Annotated in this window: 16 protein-coding genes; 1 reads left to right on the forward strand and 15 read right to left on the reverse strand. The window is 34.9% G+C overall.

The genetic code is table 11. The features are described from left to right. The 12 genes from flgB to CD30_RS01800 all read right to left on the reverse strand — a co-directional run bounded on the left by flgB (window position 1) and on the right by CD30_RS01800 (window position 13,389). A complete protein-coding gene (gene flgB / locus CD30_RS01745) occupies window positions 1-393 on the reverse strand; it encodes a flagellar basal body rod protein FlgB (protein ID WP_036171666.1) in 393 nt (130 codons plus the stop codon). A 322-nt stretch (window positions 394-715) separates the two neighbouring features. Further along, window positions 716-1,495, reverse strand: a complete 780-nt coding sequence (gene codY / locus CD30_RS01750; RefSeq protein ID WP_036171669.1) for a GTP-sensing pleiotropic transcriptional regulator CodY — start codon at window positions 1,493-1,495, stop codon at window positions 716-718. A gap of 54 nt (window positions 1,496-1,549) precedes the next feature. Further along, window positions 1,550-2,950 (reverse strand): ATP-dependent protease ATPase subunit HslU, encoded by a 1,401-nt coding sequence (gene hslU, locus CD30_RS01755; protein ID WP_036171672.1) that lies wholly within the window; start codon window positions 2,948-2,950, stop codon window positions 1,550-1,552. Further along, the gene (gene hslV, locus CD30_RS01760) at window positions 2,947-3,495 is read right to left on the reverse strand and encodes an ATP-dependent protease subunit HslV (RefSeq protein ID WP_036171675.1); all 549 of its coding nucleotides are present in this window, start codon (window positions 3,493-3,495) and stop codon (window positions 2,947-2,949) included. Before hslV ends, hslU begins: the two co-directional genes overlap by 4 nt. Window positions 3,496-3,511: 16 nt before the next feature. After that, the gene (xerC, locus tag CD30_RS01765; RefSeq protein ID WP_036171678.1) at window positions 3,512-4,411 is read right to left on the reverse strand and encodes a tyrosine recombinase XerC; all 900 of its coding nucleotides are present in this window, start codon (window positions 4,409-4,411) and stop codon (window positions 3,512-3,514) included. A gap of 543 nt (window positions 4,412-4,954) precedes the next feature. Continuing rightward, window positions 4,955-7,033, reverse strand: coding sequence for a type I DNA topoisomerase (topA, locus tag CD30_RS01770; RefSeq protein WP_036171681.1), 2,079 nt, complete (start codon window positions 7,031-7,033; stop codon window positions 4,955-4,957). A 129-nt stretch (window positions 7,034-7,162) separates the two neighbouring features. Continuing rightward, window positions 7,163-8,059, reverse strand: a complete 897-nt coding sequence (gene dprA / locus CD30_RS01775) for a DNA-processing protein DprA (RefSeq protein ID WP_036171683.1) — start codon at window positions 8,057-8,059, stop codon at window positions 7,163-7,165. A 120-nt stretch (window positions 8,060-8,179) separates the two neighbouring features. Beyond that, window positions 8,180-9,082 (reverse strand): succinate--CoA ligase subunit alpha, encoded by a 903-nt coding sequence (gene sucD, locus CD30_RS01780; RefSeq protein WP_036171686.1) that lies wholly within the window; start codon window positions 9,080-9,082, stop codon window positions 8,180-8,182. 18 nt (window positions 9,083-9,100) lie between these two features. After that, window positions 9,101-10,261, reverse strand: coding sequence for an ADP-forming succinate--CoA ligase subunit beta (gene sucC / locus CD30_RS01785; RefSeq protein WP_036171688.1), 1,161 nt, complete (start codon window positions 10,259-10,261; stop codon window positions 9,101-9,103). A gap of 169 nt (window positions 10,262-10,430) precedes the next feature. After that, entirely contained in the window at window positions 10,431-10,724 is a 294-nt protein-coding gene (locus CD30_RS01790) for an EscU/YscU/HrcU family type III secretion system export apparatus switch protein (protein WP_036171691.1), read from the reverse strand. After that, complete coding sequence (locus CD30_RS01795; protein ID WP_036171694.1) at window positions 10,721-12,610, reverse strand: hypothetical protein; 1,890 nt, start codon at window positions 12,608-12,610, stop codon at window positions 10,721-10,723. Before CD30_RS01795 ends, CD30_RS01790 begins: the two co-directional genes overlap by 4 nt. An 11-nt stretch (window positions 12,611-12,621) precedes the next feature. Further along, the gene (locus tag CD30_RS01800) at window positions 12,622-13,389 is read right to left on the reverse strand and encodes a ribonuclease HII (RefSeq protein WP_036171698.1); all 768 of its coding nucleotides are present in this window, start codon (window positions 13,387-13,389) and stop codon (window positions 12,622-12,624) included. Between the two features lie 190 nt (window positions 13,390-13,579). On the opposite strand from CD30_RS01800, the gene CD30_RS01805 reads away from it, so the two are divergent. After that, complete coding sequence (locus CD30_RS01805) at window positions 13,580-14,086, forward strand: PCYCGC motif-containing (lipo)protein (RefSeq protein WP_036171702.1); 507 nt, start codon at window positions 13,580-13,582, stop codon at window positions 14,084-14,086. 126 nt (window positions 14,087-14,212) lie between these two features. Here CD30_RS01805 and ylqF read toward each other — a convergent pair whose 3' ends face one another. The 3 genes from ylqF to rplS all read right to left on the reverse strand — a co-directional run bounded on the left by ylqF (window position 14,213) and on the right by rplS (window position 16,409). Then, window positions 14,213-15,091, reverse strand: a complete 879-nt coding sequence (gene ylqF, locus CD30_RS01810) for a ribosome biogenesis GTPase YlqF (RefSeq protein WP_036171705.1) — start codon at window positions 15,089-15,091, stop codon at window positions 14,213-14,215. A gap of 74 nt (window positions 15,092-15,165) precedes the next feature. Further along, window positions 15,166-15,765 carry a signal peptidase I gene (lepB, locus tag CD30_RS01815; RefSeq protein WP_408056712.1) on the reverse strand — a complete coding sequence of 200 codons (600 nt, stop codon included), beginning with the start codon at window positions 15,763-15,765 and terminating at the stop codon, window positions 15,166-15,168. A 299-nt stretch (window positions 15,766-16,064) separates the two neighbouring features. After that, a complete protein-coding gene (rplS, locus tag CD30_RS01820) occupies window positions 16,065-16,409 on the reverse strand; it encodes a 50S ribosomal protein L19 (RefSeq protein WP_036171707.1) in 345 nt (114 codons plus the stop codon). Window positions 16,410-16,422 lie beyond the last annotated feature (13 nt).

Genomic DNA, 16,422 nt, shown 5'->3' on the forward strand with positions numbered 1-16,422 from the left:
CTAACGACCTCCTTTAATGACAGTGTTTAATGTGTTCAATTTCCCACTAATTCGATCAATCAACGCATTATAGTAGATTGTATTTTCTGCTAAGCTGGCTTGTTCAGCATCCATATCTACACCATTTCCGTTATGTCTATATCTGAAATTCTCGTAATTAAATACTTTAGAATTTGATTGAGCTATTTTAAAATCATAATGTCTCGTGTTTGTACGATTTGCAGAAATTGTCGTTCCTTGTTCCTCTGCCAGCACTTGTTTGAAGCTGACATCTTTAGCTTTATAATTTGGTGTGTCGACATTTGCAATATTTTGAGCAATTGCCTTATTTTTCAAAGAAGCATAATTGAGTCCTTTTTCTAAACTGCTGATTGTTCCTCCAAATAAACTCAAACTTTTCACCCCTTTTAATAATATTACTTTTTGATGACATCCATAAATACAATTTTAAATAAGTTAAACATATGTGTCTATTGCCTTTTGTCACTTTTTAATAGGCTAATTGCACTAATTTTTCAACTTTTTTTCAATTTTTATTCATTTATTTCTTACTAGATTCCTAATTTCGACATTTTGAAACCGGGACATCTCTAAATCTAAATATTATTATAATATATTTGTTTGAAATAAAAAGATATCAGTGTTTAACACCTATGTATTATTTATGTAATAAAAAAGGTTTCATCTTCCAGATGAAACCTTACTTATTATATTCTTATTTCATTTTAATTTCTGCCAATGCAGTTAAGAACTTGTCATTTAGTACTTTAATGTAAGTTCCCTTCATTCCAAGTGAACGTGATTCAATAACACCTGCTGATTCAAGTTTACGAAGTGCATTTACAATTACAGAACGTGTAATACCTACTCGATCAGCTATTTTTGAAGCGACTAATAAACCTTCATAGCCATCTAATTCTTCAAAGATATGCTCAATTGCTTCTAATTCACTATAAGATAAAGAATTGATAGCCATTTGAACTACTGCTTTACTACGCGCTTCTTCTTCAATTTCTTCCGCTTTTTCACGTAAGATTTCCATACCAACAACAGTTGCACCGTACTCACCTAAAATTAGATCGTCATCTTCGAATTGATCTGATAAACGAGCTAAGATTAATGTACCAAGACGTTCTCCTCCACCGATAATAGGAACAATCGTTGTTAATCCATGCTGGAATAGTTCTTTATTTTCTACTGGGAAAACAGTATATTCGCTATCGATACCGATATTTGGAGATGATTCTGTTATATTAAATAAGTTATTTGTATATTCTTCTGGAAATTGACGTTCCTCAAACATTTTTTTAATACGTTCATTTTCAATCGTTTGATGAATTGAAAGTCCTAAGAGCTTACCTTTTCTACTTACTATAAAAACGTTACAGTCGATTATATCACCAAGCGTATCTGCCATTTCTTTAAAATTAACTGGTTTACCTGCTGATGCCTGTAGCATGGAGTTAATTTTACGTGTTTTACTTAATAAATTCATTGGATAGTTCCTCCTAAAGGTTTCTATAATTATTTTTTTACAATGTTTTAACTTTTATAAGATAAATTGTGATAGATCTTTATTTTTTGAAATTTCCCCTAATTTCTTATCAACATAGGCAGGTGTAATTTCAATATGTGCTGGTGCTATTTCTGAAGCTTCAAATGATAATTCTTCTAGTAAGCGTTCCAAAATTGTGTGCAATCTTCTTGCACCGATATTATCTGTTTCTTGATTTACATCTATAGCGATTTCGGAAATTCGTTCAATTGCATCGTCAGTAAATTCAATGGAAACCCCTTCCGTTTCCAACAACGCCTTATATTGTAATATCAACGATTGATCTGGTTCTTTTAAAATACGAACAAAATCTTCTTTCGTTAACTTTTCAAGCTCGACACGAATTGGAAAACGCCCTTGCAATTCAGGAATTAAATCACTCGGTTTTGACATATGGAATGCCCCTGCTGCAATAAACAAAATAAAGTCAGTTTTCACTGGACCATATTTTGTCGTGATAGTAGAACCTTCGACAATAGGTAGAATATCTCTTTGAACACCTTCTCGAGATACATCAGCCGTAGAAGAAGATGAGCGACTAGCAATTTTATCAATTTCATCAATGAAGATAATACCTGATTGCTCTGCCCGTAAAATTGCTTCTGAGTTTAGTTCATCTGAATCGATTAACTTGTTCGCCTCTTCAATCGTTAACACTCTTCTTGCATCTTTTACTTTCATTTTTCTTTTCTTCTTCTTTTTCGGCATAAGATTTGATAGCATATCCTGCATTCCTGAAGAACTCATATCAAGACCCATACCTGGCATTACATCAAAGAAAGCGTTATTTTGCTCAGTAACTTCAATAACTACCCAATCTTCTTCTAATTTTCCAGCTTTCAAGTCTTCCGCTATTTGAGTTCGTTTTGAACGGACTTCTACCTCATCTTGATCGATTTCCTCTTGAGTTTTTTCAGCTTTTTGACCTCCAAAAAGCATTTCAAATGGGTTTTGTGTCGTTTTGCCCTTTTTCTTTGAAGGTGCTAATAATTTAACAATAGCCTCATTTGCTAAGGTCTCTGCTTGACCTTTCACACCTTCCATCATTTCGTCTTTTACTAGTCTTCTGGAAGCTTCAACAAGATCTCGAACCATTGATTCAACATCACGTCCAACATATCCAACCTCTGTAAACTTTGTCGCTTCTACCTTTACGAACGGTGCATTTGTTAACTTTGCAATACGGCGAGCAATTTCTGTCTTACCAACACCTGTAGGACCAATCATTAAAATATTTTTCGGAATAATCTCATTCTTCATCTCGTCACTTAATAAAGAACGTCTAAAACGATTGCGTAATGCAATAGCAACTGCTCGTTTAGCATCAGTTTGTCCAACTATAAAACGATTTAAATGCTCTGTTATTTGTCTTGGCGTTAAATTTTGTTCATTCATTCTTCTAGCGCCTCCACGATAATGTTATGATTAGTATACACACAAATGTCAGCAGCGACTTTTAATGCTGCTTCCGCTATTTCTTTAGCAGTTAATTGATCTCCTGCATGACTCTTCAATGCTCGACCAGCTGCCAATGCATAATTTCCACCAGATCCAATAGCTAAGATGCCATCATCTGGCTCGATTACTTCACCAGTTCCTGAGACTAATAAGAGGGTAGATTTATCCATTACTAGTAATAACGCTTCTAATTGGCGAAGCATTTTATCACCGCGCCATTGTTTTGCAACTTCAACAGCAGCTCTTTGTAAATTTCCGTTGTACTCATTTAACTTTGCTTCAAACATTTCAAATAATGTAAATGCATCTGCAACAGATCCAGCAAATCCAGCTAATACTTTACCTTGGTATAGTCTTCTCACTTTTCGAGCAGTATGTTTCATTACTACTGAATTCCCTAGAGTTACTTGACCATCACCTGACATAGCACATTTCCCATTATGGTGAATCGCAAATATGGTAGTTGCATGAAATTGTCCCATGATATCCCTCCTCAAATTACGCTCTTGGATGAGCATTCATATAAGTATTTCGAAGGTGTTCTTTTGTCACATGCGTATATACCTGTGTTGATGACAAACTAGTATGTCCTAATAATTCCTGCACTGTTCGTAAATCTGCACCGTTATTTAATAGATGAGTGGCAAATGTGTGTCTTAACATATGCGGATAGATTTTTGTTTTTAAAGATGCCTGATCTATCATTTCCTTTAAAATAAAACGAACTCCGCCAGCTGTAAGACCTTCACCTCGTAAATTTACAAATAAACGGTCATGCTTCTTATTTTTCATTAATTTTGGACGAGCCTCTTCTACATATCTTATTATTGCGTCATGAGCATATTGCCCAAAAGGCACAATCCGCTCCTTTCTTCCTTTACCCATTACTCTTAAAATTGAATAATTTAAATCAATATCACTTATTTCTATGGATGTAAGTTCACTAACACGAATCCCTGTGGCATATAGCAACTCCAGTAGAGCAGTATTACGAATCGATTTTAAATCTTCACCTACATTGGCTTCAAATAATTTCGCCAGTTCTTCCTCGTAAAAAAAGTTAGGTAATCTTTTTTCTTTTTTAGGATGATAAAGCGAAGAAAAAGGTGCGTCATCCAACCGATACTCACGATTTAAATAGCGGAAAAAAGATCTGATGGAGGAAATTTTTCTTGATATGGAGGTTCTTGCTTTTTTCTCATCATATAATTTAGTTACATATAATCGTGCATGCAAATATTCCACTTCATCTAGGTTCGTTATACCCTCTGATTTACAAAATGTTAAAAAATCCTGTAAATCATAAACATACTCCCTAACTGTATGAACGGAAAAATTTCGTTCAAGTTGCATAAAGCGGATAAATTGTTCTAAGGCAATATCAATATCAATCCCCATAACAAGCACTCCCATTCAACAGATTCCGATACCACTTATTTAAATTCGTTTTAAATTATCCTAACAGCTACAAATTCCTAACTATATACCGATGTTTTCAAAATATATTTTAATTTACACATCTATGTAATTTGATCAAAATATTTAAAGATTACTCTAAGTACTTACATTGTTAGCATATTGATTAATATAAGAGCTGACACAAATTCTATTACTACGTAATAAAACTCCCATTATGACACTATACCTTACTTCGAAATATATCAAGTAATAAATGCATAAATTTTGTAAAAAAACAGTTAATCGTTAACAATTTAGAAAATAATAGCGGATTATTAATGATTCAACATAAATTTCCTAAATTTGTATATAAATAAAAGCCTCTAAAATTATAACAACTTTTAGAGGCAAAAATCAAACTTATTGTCTGAGTATTCATAAAATTTCGATTTGTTCGAATTTGAACTTTATTAATGGATTATTCACATTTTTCCAAGGTTTTATTCCTATTTAAAATGTATTTTCTCAAAACATACTTCACTACTATTGCGAAGGTGCTTCTTCATAATCACATTTCGTACATTGAATTTGTATACCTTTTTTCAATTTCTTCTCAACCAATAATGAGCTACATTTTGGACATGGTCTGCTAATTGGCTTATCCCAAGATACGAAATCACATTCTGGATAACGGTTACATCCGTAAAAAATACGCTTCGTTTTGCTTTTACGTTCAACGATTTCGCCTTCATTACAAGTTGGACATTTAACACCGATTGGCTTGATAATCGTTTTTGTATTTCTACAATCTGGGAAATTTGAACATGCCATAAATTTACCGAATCGACCCAGTTTAAATACCATTGGTGCGCCACATTTTTCACAGTCCTCACCAGCAGGTTCGTCTTTAATTTCGATTTTTTCCATAACTTCATCAGCATGTTTAACATGTTTTTCAAAGTCACGATAAAACTCATCGATAATTTTAACCCACTCAGTTCTACCCTCTTCAATTTTATCAAGGTCTTCTTCCATTTTCGCTGTAAATTCAATATTAATAATCTCTGGGAAGAATTCCAACATAAATTGATGAACAATTTCTCCAAGCTCTGTCGGAACAAATCGTTTTGTATCTAATTGAACATAGCCACGTTTTTGAATAACATCTAAAGTCGGTGCATATGTTGATGGTCGGCCTATACCTAACTCTTCTAGTTCTTTGACTAAACGAGCTTCTGTATAACGTGGTGGCGGCTGAGTGAAATGTTGTTTTGGTTCTATATCTAAAGATTTCACTTTATCTCCAACAGCCATTTCTGGTAGTAGCTTTGTCGTCTCTTCTGATTGATCATCTGTACCCTCAATGTACAGTTTCATAAACCCAGGGAATTTGACCTGAGAGCCATTTGCACGGAATTGTACTCCTGAATTTACTAGATCTACAGTAACCGTATCTAAGACAGCAGGAGCCATTTGACTTGCAATAAATCTTTCCCAAATTAATCGATATAAACGCAATTGGTCACGACTTAATACATCTTTTAATTGGTCTGGACTTCTTAAAGCACTAGTTGGTCGAATAGCTTCATGGGCATCTTGAGCGTTTGCAGATTTTTTCCCCTGCTTAATCTCACCTATGACATAATCTTTCCCATACTTTTCATTAATGTATTGAAATGCTTCAGATTTAGCTGTTTCAGAAATACGTGTGGAATCCGTACGCATATATGTGATTAAACCAACTGTACCTTCTTTTTTCCCTATATCGATACCTTCATAAAGCTGTTGAGCTAACATCATCGTTTTCTTTGCTCTGAAATTTAATTTTCGAGCTGCTTCTTGTTGTAATGAAGATGTTGTAAATGCAGGAGAAGGGTTTCGTTTACGTTCTTTTTTCACCACATTGACTACTTCAAAATTCTTACCTTTAATTTGTTTTAAAATTGATTTTACTTGATCTTCATTTGTTAATTTTACTTTTTCATTGTCGTTACCATAAAACATTGCTTCAAAAGTCTTTGTCCCTTTTTCAAAGGTAGATTCAATCGACCAATATTCTTCTGGCACAAAGTTTTTTATTTCATTTTCACGATCAATAATAAGTCTTAATGCTACCGATTGTACACGACCTGCTGATAAACCTTTTTTAACTTTTTTCCAAAGAATCGGACTAATATTATAGCCAACCAATCTATCTAAGATACGACGAGCCTGCTGTGCATCGACTAAATCCATATTTATAGGTCTAGGATTCTTGAATGACTCAATAATCGCATCCTTTGTAATCTCGTTGAATACAACTCGACATTCCGAGCTTGAATCAATATTTAAAGCAGTTGCTAAATGCCATGCAATTGCTTCTCCTTCGCGGTCTGGATCGGCTGCAAGATAGACTTTCTTTGCTTTTTTTGCTGCCGTTTTTAATTCCTGTAAAACTGGTCCTTTACCGCGAATGGTAATGTACTTAGGCTCATAATTATTTTCTGTATCGATTCCAGTCTGACTTCGCGGTAAATCACGAACATGTCCGATGGATGCTTTAACTTTATATTTTTTTCCTAAGTATCTTTCAATTGTTTTCGCTTTCGCTGGTGATTCTACTATCACTAAATAATCTGCCATCTATACTTCCCCCTGTAGAGGTAAATTGTTAACAAAATATACTTTATTTTACACGTACATTTGAAATATTACGAAAAATAATACCTGTTGCAAAATGTATAACAGATTGAAAGATAATGCAACTTTTTTTCAATATTTACCTATAAACATTTTTCTTTCCTCTATTATTTGATACCCATTCCATACCGGAATTGCACCTTCTTTTAACAATTGATTAGTACCCTTTGACGTATCAGAATCTATAGGTCCTGGTACAACGAATACATCCTTTCCATGTTCCAATGCATGGTCTGAAGTACTTAATGTACCACTTCTTAGTGCGGCTTCTGTCACAACTACCGCTTCACTTATACCGCTAATGATACGATTTCTCATTGGAAATTGCCATTTTTTAGGGCCGACATATGGTGGGTATTCTGTAATCAACAAATGGTTTTTAGCCATTTCTATCGAAAGCGACTTGTTTTCCTTTGGATAATAATGAAAAAAACCATTTCCTAATACACCAATTGTTTTTCCCCCATATTGAATTGTGGCTCGATGCGCTAAACTATCTGCTCCTTTTGCAAGACCACTTACAATAACGAAATCATTTTCAATTAATGGCGGTACTATATAATCAATCGCAATTGCAGAATATTTGGTTGCATTTCTTGAACCGATAATAGCTATTTTATGCACTTTTTCTAAAAGAGAAACATCTCCCATTGCATAAATTACAGTTGGCGGATCTTTTAACTCAAACAATTCCATTGGGTATTTTTCACTATCGAAGGAAATCGGAACAATTCCCTCTGATTTATAAGCATCCTCCAAGTTGACTTGTAACATTTTTAGATAATTTTCAACAATTATTTTAGATTTTTCTGTTGGAATTTGTAAAATACGTGCTAATTCGATAGTGGATATTGTAGGTAAATTGTCTAACGAATGAATTGTTTTAATAAGCGATAAATACTTATTAAAAGTTAGAGGATAAACGTAATGTAATGCTAGTATTTGTAGGTATTTATTTTCATGATTCATTGATCGTATCACCTCTCCTTTTATATAGAAGAAACTCAAATAAGAAGATGTGACCGCAAGATTTTAATCGAACAAAATGTTCATAAAGAAAAGGTGTAGCATTAGAGCTACACCCTTATTTTAATGGGTTTTACATTTTTCGTATAGACCTTTTTCTTTTAACACTTTAATAAGCGTCTCACCAATAACAGATGGTGTAGGTGCAACTTCAATTCCAGCATCATTCATCGCTTTAATTTTATCTTTTGCCGTTCCTTTACCACCTGAAATTATCGCTCCAGCATGACCCATACGTTTTCCAGGAGGTGCAGTTTGTCCTCCAATAAAGCCAACAACTGGTTTTGTCATGTTATTCTTAATCCATTCCGCTGCTTCTTCTTCCGCTGTTCCACCGATTTCTCCAATCATTACAACCGCATAAGTTTCCGGATCATTGTTGAACTCATGTAACACATCGATAAAGTTTGTACCATTTACCGGGTCCCCTCCGATACCTACTGCAGAGGTTTGACCAATACCAGCTTGCGATAATTGATGTACAGCTTCATAAGTTAATGTTCCTGAACGAGAGACTACACCGATGTGACCTTTTTTATGAATATAGCCAGGCATAATACCAATTTTACATTCATCAGCAGTAATTACCCCTGGACAGTTTGGTCCAACTAATCGTGTTTTCTTACCTTCCATGTATCGCTTTACTTTTACCATATCCAATACTGGAATATGCTCAGTAATACAAATCGCCATGTCAAGCTCAGCATCAACAGCTTCCAATATAGCATCAGCAGCAAATGGTGCTGGAACGTAGATAACCGAAACATTTGCACCTGTTTTTTCTACTGCATCTTGTACTGTATTAAACACGGGAACACCTTCTACTGAAGTTCCTCCCTTTCCAGGTGTTACACCTGCGACAATTTTCGTACCATATTCTAACATTTGCTTTGTATGAAATAGAGCTGTTTCTCCTGTAATTCCTTGCACAATTACTTTCGTATCAGCATTTATATATACACCCATAATTCTCCCCGCCTTCCGTTAGCCTACTAATTCGACAATTTTTTGTGCGCCATCCGCCATAGAATCAGCAGCAACAATATTTAAACCTGAAGCGTTTAATAATTCTTTACCTATGTCAACATTTGTTCCTTCCAAACGTACTACTAATGGTACATTTAAGCCGACTTGTTTCGCTGCAGCAATAACACCTTCTGCGATAACATCACATTTCATAATGCCTCCGAAAATGTTGACAAATATCCCTTTTACGTTTGGATCAGATAATATAATTTTAAATGCTTCCGTTACTTTCTCTGTTGTTGCACCGCCACCAACATCTAGGAAGTTAGCAGGGCTGCCACCATAGTAACTAATTGTGTCCATAGTCGCCATAGCTAGTCCAGCACCATTTACCATACATCCGATATTTCCATCAAGCGAAATATAGCTTAAGTCGTGTTTTGATGCTTCTATTTCTTTTGGATCCTCTTCATCATAATCTCTTAACTCAACAATATCTTTATGGCGATATAATGCATTTGAATCGAAATTGAACTTCGCATCAAGTGCAACTACTTCACCATTTCCTGTTACAACAAGTGGATTAATTTCTAGAATCGAAGCATCCTTATCTACAAATGCCTCATACAAACCTAACATTAACTTTGCTGCTTTATTTACTAATTTGGCAGGAATATTCATGTTAAATGCCATACGTCTTGCTTGGAATGGTAGTAAACCAGCAACTGGATCGATTACTTCTTTAAAGATTTTCTCAGGCGTTTGTTCTGCTACCTCTTCGATATCCATACCGCCTTCTTCAGATCCCATCAGAGTAACTCTTGATGTTGCTCTATCTAAAACAAAGCTTAAATAGTATTCTTTTTTAATGTCTGATCCTTCTTCAATATAAAGTCTTTTTACTTCTTTTCCTTCTGGACCAGTTTGATGCGTCACTAGAATTTTCCCTAGCAGTTCTTTCGCATAAGTTCTAACTTCATCTAAATTTTTTGCAATTTTTACTCCGCCAGCTTTTCCTCTTCCGCCAGCATGAATTTGCGCTTTTACAACCGTTACATTAGAACCTAGTTCCTTTGCAACTTTTACAGCTTCCTCAGGAGAAAATGCTACTTTTCCATTCGGAACTGCCACCCCATATTTTCTAAGGATTTCCTTTCCTTGATACTCGTGGATATTCATCCTACATCCTCCAATCGGTAATTTGGAAATTATTTTGCTACCATAATCATTTTATACAAACATTCTGACAATGTCTACATCCGTAAATAATGTCATAATTTGCGTCGTTTTTACACTATTATTCTATTTAATGTACATAAAAATTGATTGAAAAACAATAGGTTTAAAACTATTTTTCATTTTTTTGTGTATGATATTCTTTATCCAATCTGTAAATAAAGGCAAAAACTTCTGCTACCGCTTGATATAAATCTTCAGGAATTGCATCATTCAAATCTAGCTGCCCCAACAATTCCACGAGATTTGGATCTTCATATATTGGGATATCGTGTAGTGTTGCACGTTCTAAAATATTTTCAGCAATTTTCCCTTTTCCTTTCGCAATAACTTTTGGCCCGCTATTTTCAGATGGCTGATAAGTTAATGCTATCGCTTCTTTTCTATTAAATTTTTGTTCGCTCATACTCGAAAATCCACTCCATTACTATGAGTAGGTTCTATTTTTTCATTTTTAATCTTATTTTGTGGTGCATTTTTTTCGAATGGCTTGATGAAAACACCAGACAAATAATAGTCTTTGTCCGACAAACGTTTTTTCAGCATTTCTAATAATGGTTCTGCCGTTTTTTGGAGTGCTTCGTGATTATTGTATACATGAATCGTCACAATTCGATTTTGCACTTGCATATCGATAACTGTTTCCTTGAGCGTTTCCATCTCTAGGTAAAACAAAACCCTTGCATAATTCGCATCAATCTTACCGTTTTCTTTCATTCTGCCATTCCATTGAAGTGTTGCTTCCGTGAATTTCCCTAAAAATTGAACTGGAATTTGCATGACAATTTGATGCTGGTGCCCATTTTCTCCTGATAACAATTGCATACCATTCATCCGTGCAAGTAATACTTCTGCAGCATCTTTTAATTGAGCGGAAGCTTGTCCATCATGTAGTAAGGAAACTAACTGCGGTTTTAATTGAGAACCCAAATTATCTAAATTATCGTCATTCCCATTTAATATTGCTTCATAACTAATCCCTAAATGTTTGAATATTGTTTTTAAAGATTGCTGTACTGCATTTCCATCAATGTTTGACTGAATTTGTCGTTCAGCTTGAATGGCAATTTCCTGCAGTTTCGGATTCATCGATTCATTAGCTAAGTTTGGCAACTGAGGTAGAGCCATTGTTTCATTTGTAGCTGGATTCAATAAGGATAGTAAATGTCCTTTTGGATTTGCACCATTTGAATCTTGGGAAAATAATTGATTTGTTAAACTTGTAGAGAAGGTTTTTATTAAATTTTCATGGAATAATTTCGTAAATTGTTCGTTCGTTTTTGCTGAAAAGGGCGTAGATTCAAAGCGCGAAACCAAATTAAGTAACTCTGATTTTTGATGCTCGGTAAGAAAAGGATGATTCTGTACCCAAGTTTTAACTTGTTTCATCGTTTCGACATGATTCTCAGACGTCATATTATGTAGGTTCTGGACCATTTTCCCTGCATACTGAAGAGACCCATTTTGTCCTTTTGCAATTGTTTCATTTAAGGATTGCTGCAACCAATTAGATAAGGTTGCTTGCTTAGGTAAAATAGCTGCTTCTTTTAATAGGGTTAGGGCGTGAAGTTTATTTGCCACAGGTTCTGTATCATTCATCAATAGCTGAATGGACCGCGCAAGTATTAGTCCACCTTTTTCACCTTCTAAAGGTTTCGATATTTTATCCAATTGCTGCAATAGCATCGTTTTTGTTTGTTGGTCTATACTCGCATCTTTTTGTAGCTGTTGCGTAAAGGTTTCTAAAGCAAGTGTCATTCCGTTTGTCTTTGAGCCATTTAATACTGCTTGAAAGACATCTTTCGTAAAAGGCATATTTAACTCGACCATTCGTTGAATCGAAGCTAAACCATCTTTCATTGAAACTCCATCGCTCAATTTTAACCAATTTTGTGCCTGTAATAACTGTTCTTTTGAAATAGGTAATTGTTCTTTTAAAAAATGCGATAACAATTGAACCATTTCGTTTGTTCTTGGTAGATCCATTGATTCGATTAGTCTATTTATTTGCTGAGACATCGTCATAGAAGCCGCCATAGGCCCTGAGACGACTTTTAGTTCCGCTTGAGGGTTTATAGTTGTTACTTGAAAGAAATGCGAATCTCCGGCTTTTAAAGGTGTTTCTAGCTTTGCAACAAATTTGTGGTTACCGACTTGTACTTCGGCTATTTGATCAGGATATAACTTTTTTATTGTTCCATGGAAAATTTGACCTTGTTTAAGTGTCATTGATTGGGTTTGCGCGATATTTGATTGTTGTATTTGAATTGGATTAAACGAAGTGGAAGTCATCATCTCACCCTTTACTTAAGTATCATAGTTTTAATTGGTTCGAAGCTTTTGCGATGATGCTCGGTGGGTCCAAACTTCTCAAGAGCATCTAAATGTTGGGATGTTCCATAGCCTGCATGTTTATCAAAACCATACTCAGGAAATTCTTTATGTAACTGTTCCATATATTCATCTCGGGCATGCTTAGCTAAAATTGACGCTGCTGCAATCGCTAAACTTTTTGTGTCCCCTTTAATGATTGAACTTTGGGGAATGTTCACTGGGATTTCCATCGCATCCGCTATAATATAATGTGGCTCAGTATGTAAGTTTAATATACTTTCTTTCATCGATTGCTTTGTGGCTTCATAAATATTATATTTGTCAATTGCCTCCACACTTTGAAAGTGGATTGAATAAGCAACTGCGTGTTCCTTAATCCTAAGAGCAAATTCTGCTCTTGTATGTTTAGAAAGTTGTTTTGAATCATTTACTCCTATTAAAGGATTACATTCTTCAGGTAAAATAACAGCTGCAGTTACTACTGGACCAGCTAAAGGACCACGCCCTGCTTCATCTACCCCTGCAACGTAAGCACCTTTAAAAGGGCGAAAAGATGCGTCAAATTGAATTTTATGATGATGTTCTTCTATTATTTTTTTCTGTTTCTCATAACGATTTAGCCAAGAAATCCATGCTTTTTTAACACCAGCCCGCTCATCTTTTTCAATTTCCTTCATCCACTCTTCATATTTTTGCGCTACTTTTAATTCACTTGTTATTTCTTTTACGGTTTTCATTTCTACACTTCCCTTATTTACTACCTTTTATATCGTCAACAAAACATTAATACTGTATAAAACTATAAAATTATTTCATTTTATTGTAGAAGTTAATTAGTTTGTAACAAAAATCTTATTACAATGATTGTTCTATCGTTTAGTTCAAGTCTATAATAAATAACGAAGAAAACAAATACGGAGGCATAAAATGAAAAGATTATTCCCTCTTTTTACAATCATCTTGCTAGTTTTAGCTGCATGTGGAAATGAAGGTTCATCGGAGCATGAACATTCCGAGGAGGCACATGGTGATAGCCATATTTCCCACAATCCAATATCTGGGGACATTCAAGAGGTAACATCTTCAGCTGATGAACTCCCTAGCTTTTTAGATGGGAAATCAGAGGATTTACGTCTTGTCTACCAGGTTGCAGCAAATGCGACTGATATTTTAGAGTGGATTCCGTGTTATTGTGGCTGTGGTGACTCTGCAGGACATCGTAGTAATTTAAATTGCTTTGTTGCAAAAACACATGAGGACGGCTCAATTGTTTGGGATGACCATGGTACACGTTGTCAGGTTTGTGTTGATACTGTGGTTCAATCAGTACAAGCTTTTCAAGATGGAAAAAGTATAAAAGAAATTCGAATGATGATTGATGAACAATATAAAAATGGTTATGCAGCTCCTACTAAAACTGAAATGCCAGCTTAAGGGAGCGAGGATGGCTTCTCGACTACGTTTATCTTTAAAATTTAAAGGGAACATTGTCAGCATTAAGCCACAATGTTCCCTTTATGATTTTTAACGCGCTTTTCTTTTTGTGAAGATAATATTTCTTTATTTTTTAGCTAACGCTTCTTTCTCAAGTTCTTCATCCACGATATCAAACGAAATCCTTCCTAAATTCAAATCTCTGATATCTCTTACAATCATTTCTGAAACTTTATCATAATCAATTTCGCCACCTGGACCTAACACACGTCGTAGTTTTCCAATATGGTCGAAGGTTTCTACTAGATTTTCATGTACAAAGGTAATTCCGTAACGCTCTTCCATTCGCTCTGGATAGTGAATAGATAGAAAGTTCAAGCCATAGACCGCTAAATCTTCCATGTTCATAATTGCATCTTTGATAGCACCAGTAATCGCTAACTTTAATCCAACCTCTTGATCTTCAAATTTAGGCCATAAAATACCTGGTGTATCAAGTAACTCTATTTCTTTCCCTACTTTTATCCATTGCTGTGATTTCGTTACACCTGGTGTATTTCCTGTTTTAGCAATATTCTTTTTAGCTAAACGATTTATTAATGTAGACTTACCGACATTTGGAATACCAACAATCATTGCACGGATCGCTCTTGGCTTCATACCCCTTGATTTCATTCGTTCCCATTTTTCTGCTAAAATTTCTTGGGCGGCTTTTGTTACTTTTTGAAGCCCTTTACCTTCAAGGGAATTAATTGCTACCGCAGTAGCACCCTGATCTGCAAAGTATTGAACCCACTTTCTAGTTTCTGATTCATCTGCCATATCTGCTTTATTAAGAATTAAAAGTCTAGGTTTTTGGTTAATTACTTCATCTATCATCGGATTTCTTGATGATAGAGGTAAACGTGCATCTATTAATTCAAAAATGATATCGACAAGCTTTAATTTTTCTTGCACTTCTCTTCTGGCTTTTGCCATATGTCCCGGAAACCATTGTATCGTCATAATTGTACCTCCTTAGTTGCTACAAAAAGAAAAGGAGATTGTATTAACCTCCTTTTGCAAGACTTATTCAAGTATTACTCAACAAACCGAATTTCATTAAGTGGCCAAAAAATAAGATTTGTACTACCAATTATTTCGTCAATATTGATAAGACCGATATGTCGACTATCCTTACTTCCTCTTCGATTATCACCCATTACAAATACAAAGCCTTCTGGTATTACCTCCAGTTTCGGATCCACTCCAGGGATATCTTGCAATGTGAAATCTTGAGTTAAACTTCCTTTTGGTAATTCGGCTTTATATGCGTCCAAATACGGTTCAGCAATTGGTGTACCATTGATATATAGTTGATCATCTTTATATTCAATGTATTCTCCTGGTAGTCCGATTACACGTTTTATATAGTCTTTTCCTTCTGGTGCATGAAATACAACTATATCGAAACGATGCGGTTCACCAATCATATAACCAAATTTATTAACAATCATTCGATCTCCATCTTCAAGAGTTGGCATCATCGATTCTCCATCGACCACTATTGGCGTAAATAAGAAATAGCGTATAATCACTGCAACTAAAAATGCAATAATAAGTGCTTTTGTCCATTCCCACAGCTCATTTTTTTCTTTTTTCGGTTTTTTCTCAATATTTTCATTTTGTATATTTTCCACGAGAGATGTTCCCCCCATCTAACATCATTTTATTGCAATGATGCTCATTATGACAAGTATTAATAAATGAAACTTCATCTTATTAGGATGCTCTATGCGCTTGTCTGTAGTTGTAGTTGTCTATTATATTATATGATGTTCATCCAGTCATTTAATAGTACCTACTTACACTTTTAAAAATGAAACTCGATGAAGTAAAGGCGAGCTGTTTATTGCTAACTGAGCGTAATCATTATTCTTTATTTAAGCAAAAAAAGAATGGGTACTTTTCATATAAAAAGCCCCCATTCCAGATTGTATTATCGAATTTCTTTAATACGAGCTGCTTTACCACGTAGGTTACGTAAATAGTAAAGTTTAGCACGACGTACTTTACCACGACGGATAACTTCTAATTTAGCGATTTTTGGAGTGTGTACAGGGAATGTACGTTCAACACCAACACCGTAAGAAATTTTACGAACTGTGAAAGTTTCGCTAATTCCGCCACCACGACGTTTAATTACAACACCTTCGAATACTTGGATACGTTCACGAGTACCCTCTACTACTTTCACGTGTACGCGAACAGTGTCACCAGGACGGAAAGTTGGTAGATCAGAACGAAGTTGTTCTTTTGTAATTTCAGCAATAATGTTTGACATAATTTTCTCTCCT

The organism is Ureibacillus massiliensis 4400831 = CIP 108448 = CCUG 49529, assembly GCF_000772965.1.
GTDB lineage: Bacteria > Bacillota > Bacilli > Bacillales_A > Planococcaceae > Ureibacillus > Ureibacillus massiliensis.

Bases quoted from the DNA above. Each gene is read 5' to 3' on its own strand.
- CD30_RS01800 (WP_036171698.1), bottom strand. From the start codon at position 13,389: ATGAAAACCGTAAAAGAAATAACAAGTGAATTAAAAGTAGCGCAAAAA.
- xerC (WP_036171678.1), bottom strand. From the start codon at position 4,411: ATGGGGATTGATATTGATATTGCCTTAGAACAATTTATCCGCTTTATG.
- rplS (WP_036171707.1), bottom strand. From the start codon at position 16,409: ATGTCAAACATTATTGCTGAAATTACAAAAGAACAACTTCGTTCTGAT.
- topA (WP_036171681.1), bottom strand. From the start codon at position 7,033: ATGGCAGATTATTTAGTGATAGTAGAATCACCAGCGAAAGCGAAAACA.
- dprA (WP_036171683.1), bottom strand. From the start codon at position 8,059: ATGAATCATGAAAATAAATACCTACAAATACTAGCATTACATTACGTT.
- hslU (WP_036171672.1), bottom strand. From the start codon at position 2,950: ATGAATGAACAAAATTTAACGCCAAGACAAATAACAGAGCATTTAAAT.
- sucC (WP_036171688.1), bottom strand. From the start codon at position 10,261: ATGAATATCCACGAGTATCAAGGAAAGGAAATCCTTAGAAAATATGGG.
- sucD (WP_036171686.1), bottom strand. From the start codon at position 9,082: ATGGGTGTATATATAAATGCTGATACGAAAGTAATTGTGCAAGGAATT.
- CD30_RS01790 (WP_036171691.1), bottom strand. From the start codon at position 10,724: ATGAGCGAACAAAAATTTAATAGAAAAGAAGCGATAGCATTAACTTAT.
- hslV (WP_036171675.1), bottom strand. From the start codon at position 3,495: ATGGGACAATTTCATGCAACTACCATATTTGCGATTCACCATAATGGG.
- CD30_RS01805 (WP_036171702.1), top strand. From the start codon at position 13,580: ATGAAAAGATTATTCCCTCTTTTTACAATCATCTTGCTAGTTTTAGCT.
- codY (WP_036171669.1), bottom strand. From the start codon at position 1,495: ATGAATTTATTAAGTAAAACACGTAAAATTAACTCCATGCTACAGGCA.
- ylqF (WP_036171705.1), bottom strand. From the start codon at position 15,091: ATGACGATACAATGGTTTCCGGGACATATGGCAAAAGCCAGAAGAGAA.
- CD30_RS01795 (WP_036171694.1), bottom strand. From the start codon at position 12,610: ATGACTTCCACTTCGTTTAATCCAATTCAAATACAACAATCAAATATC.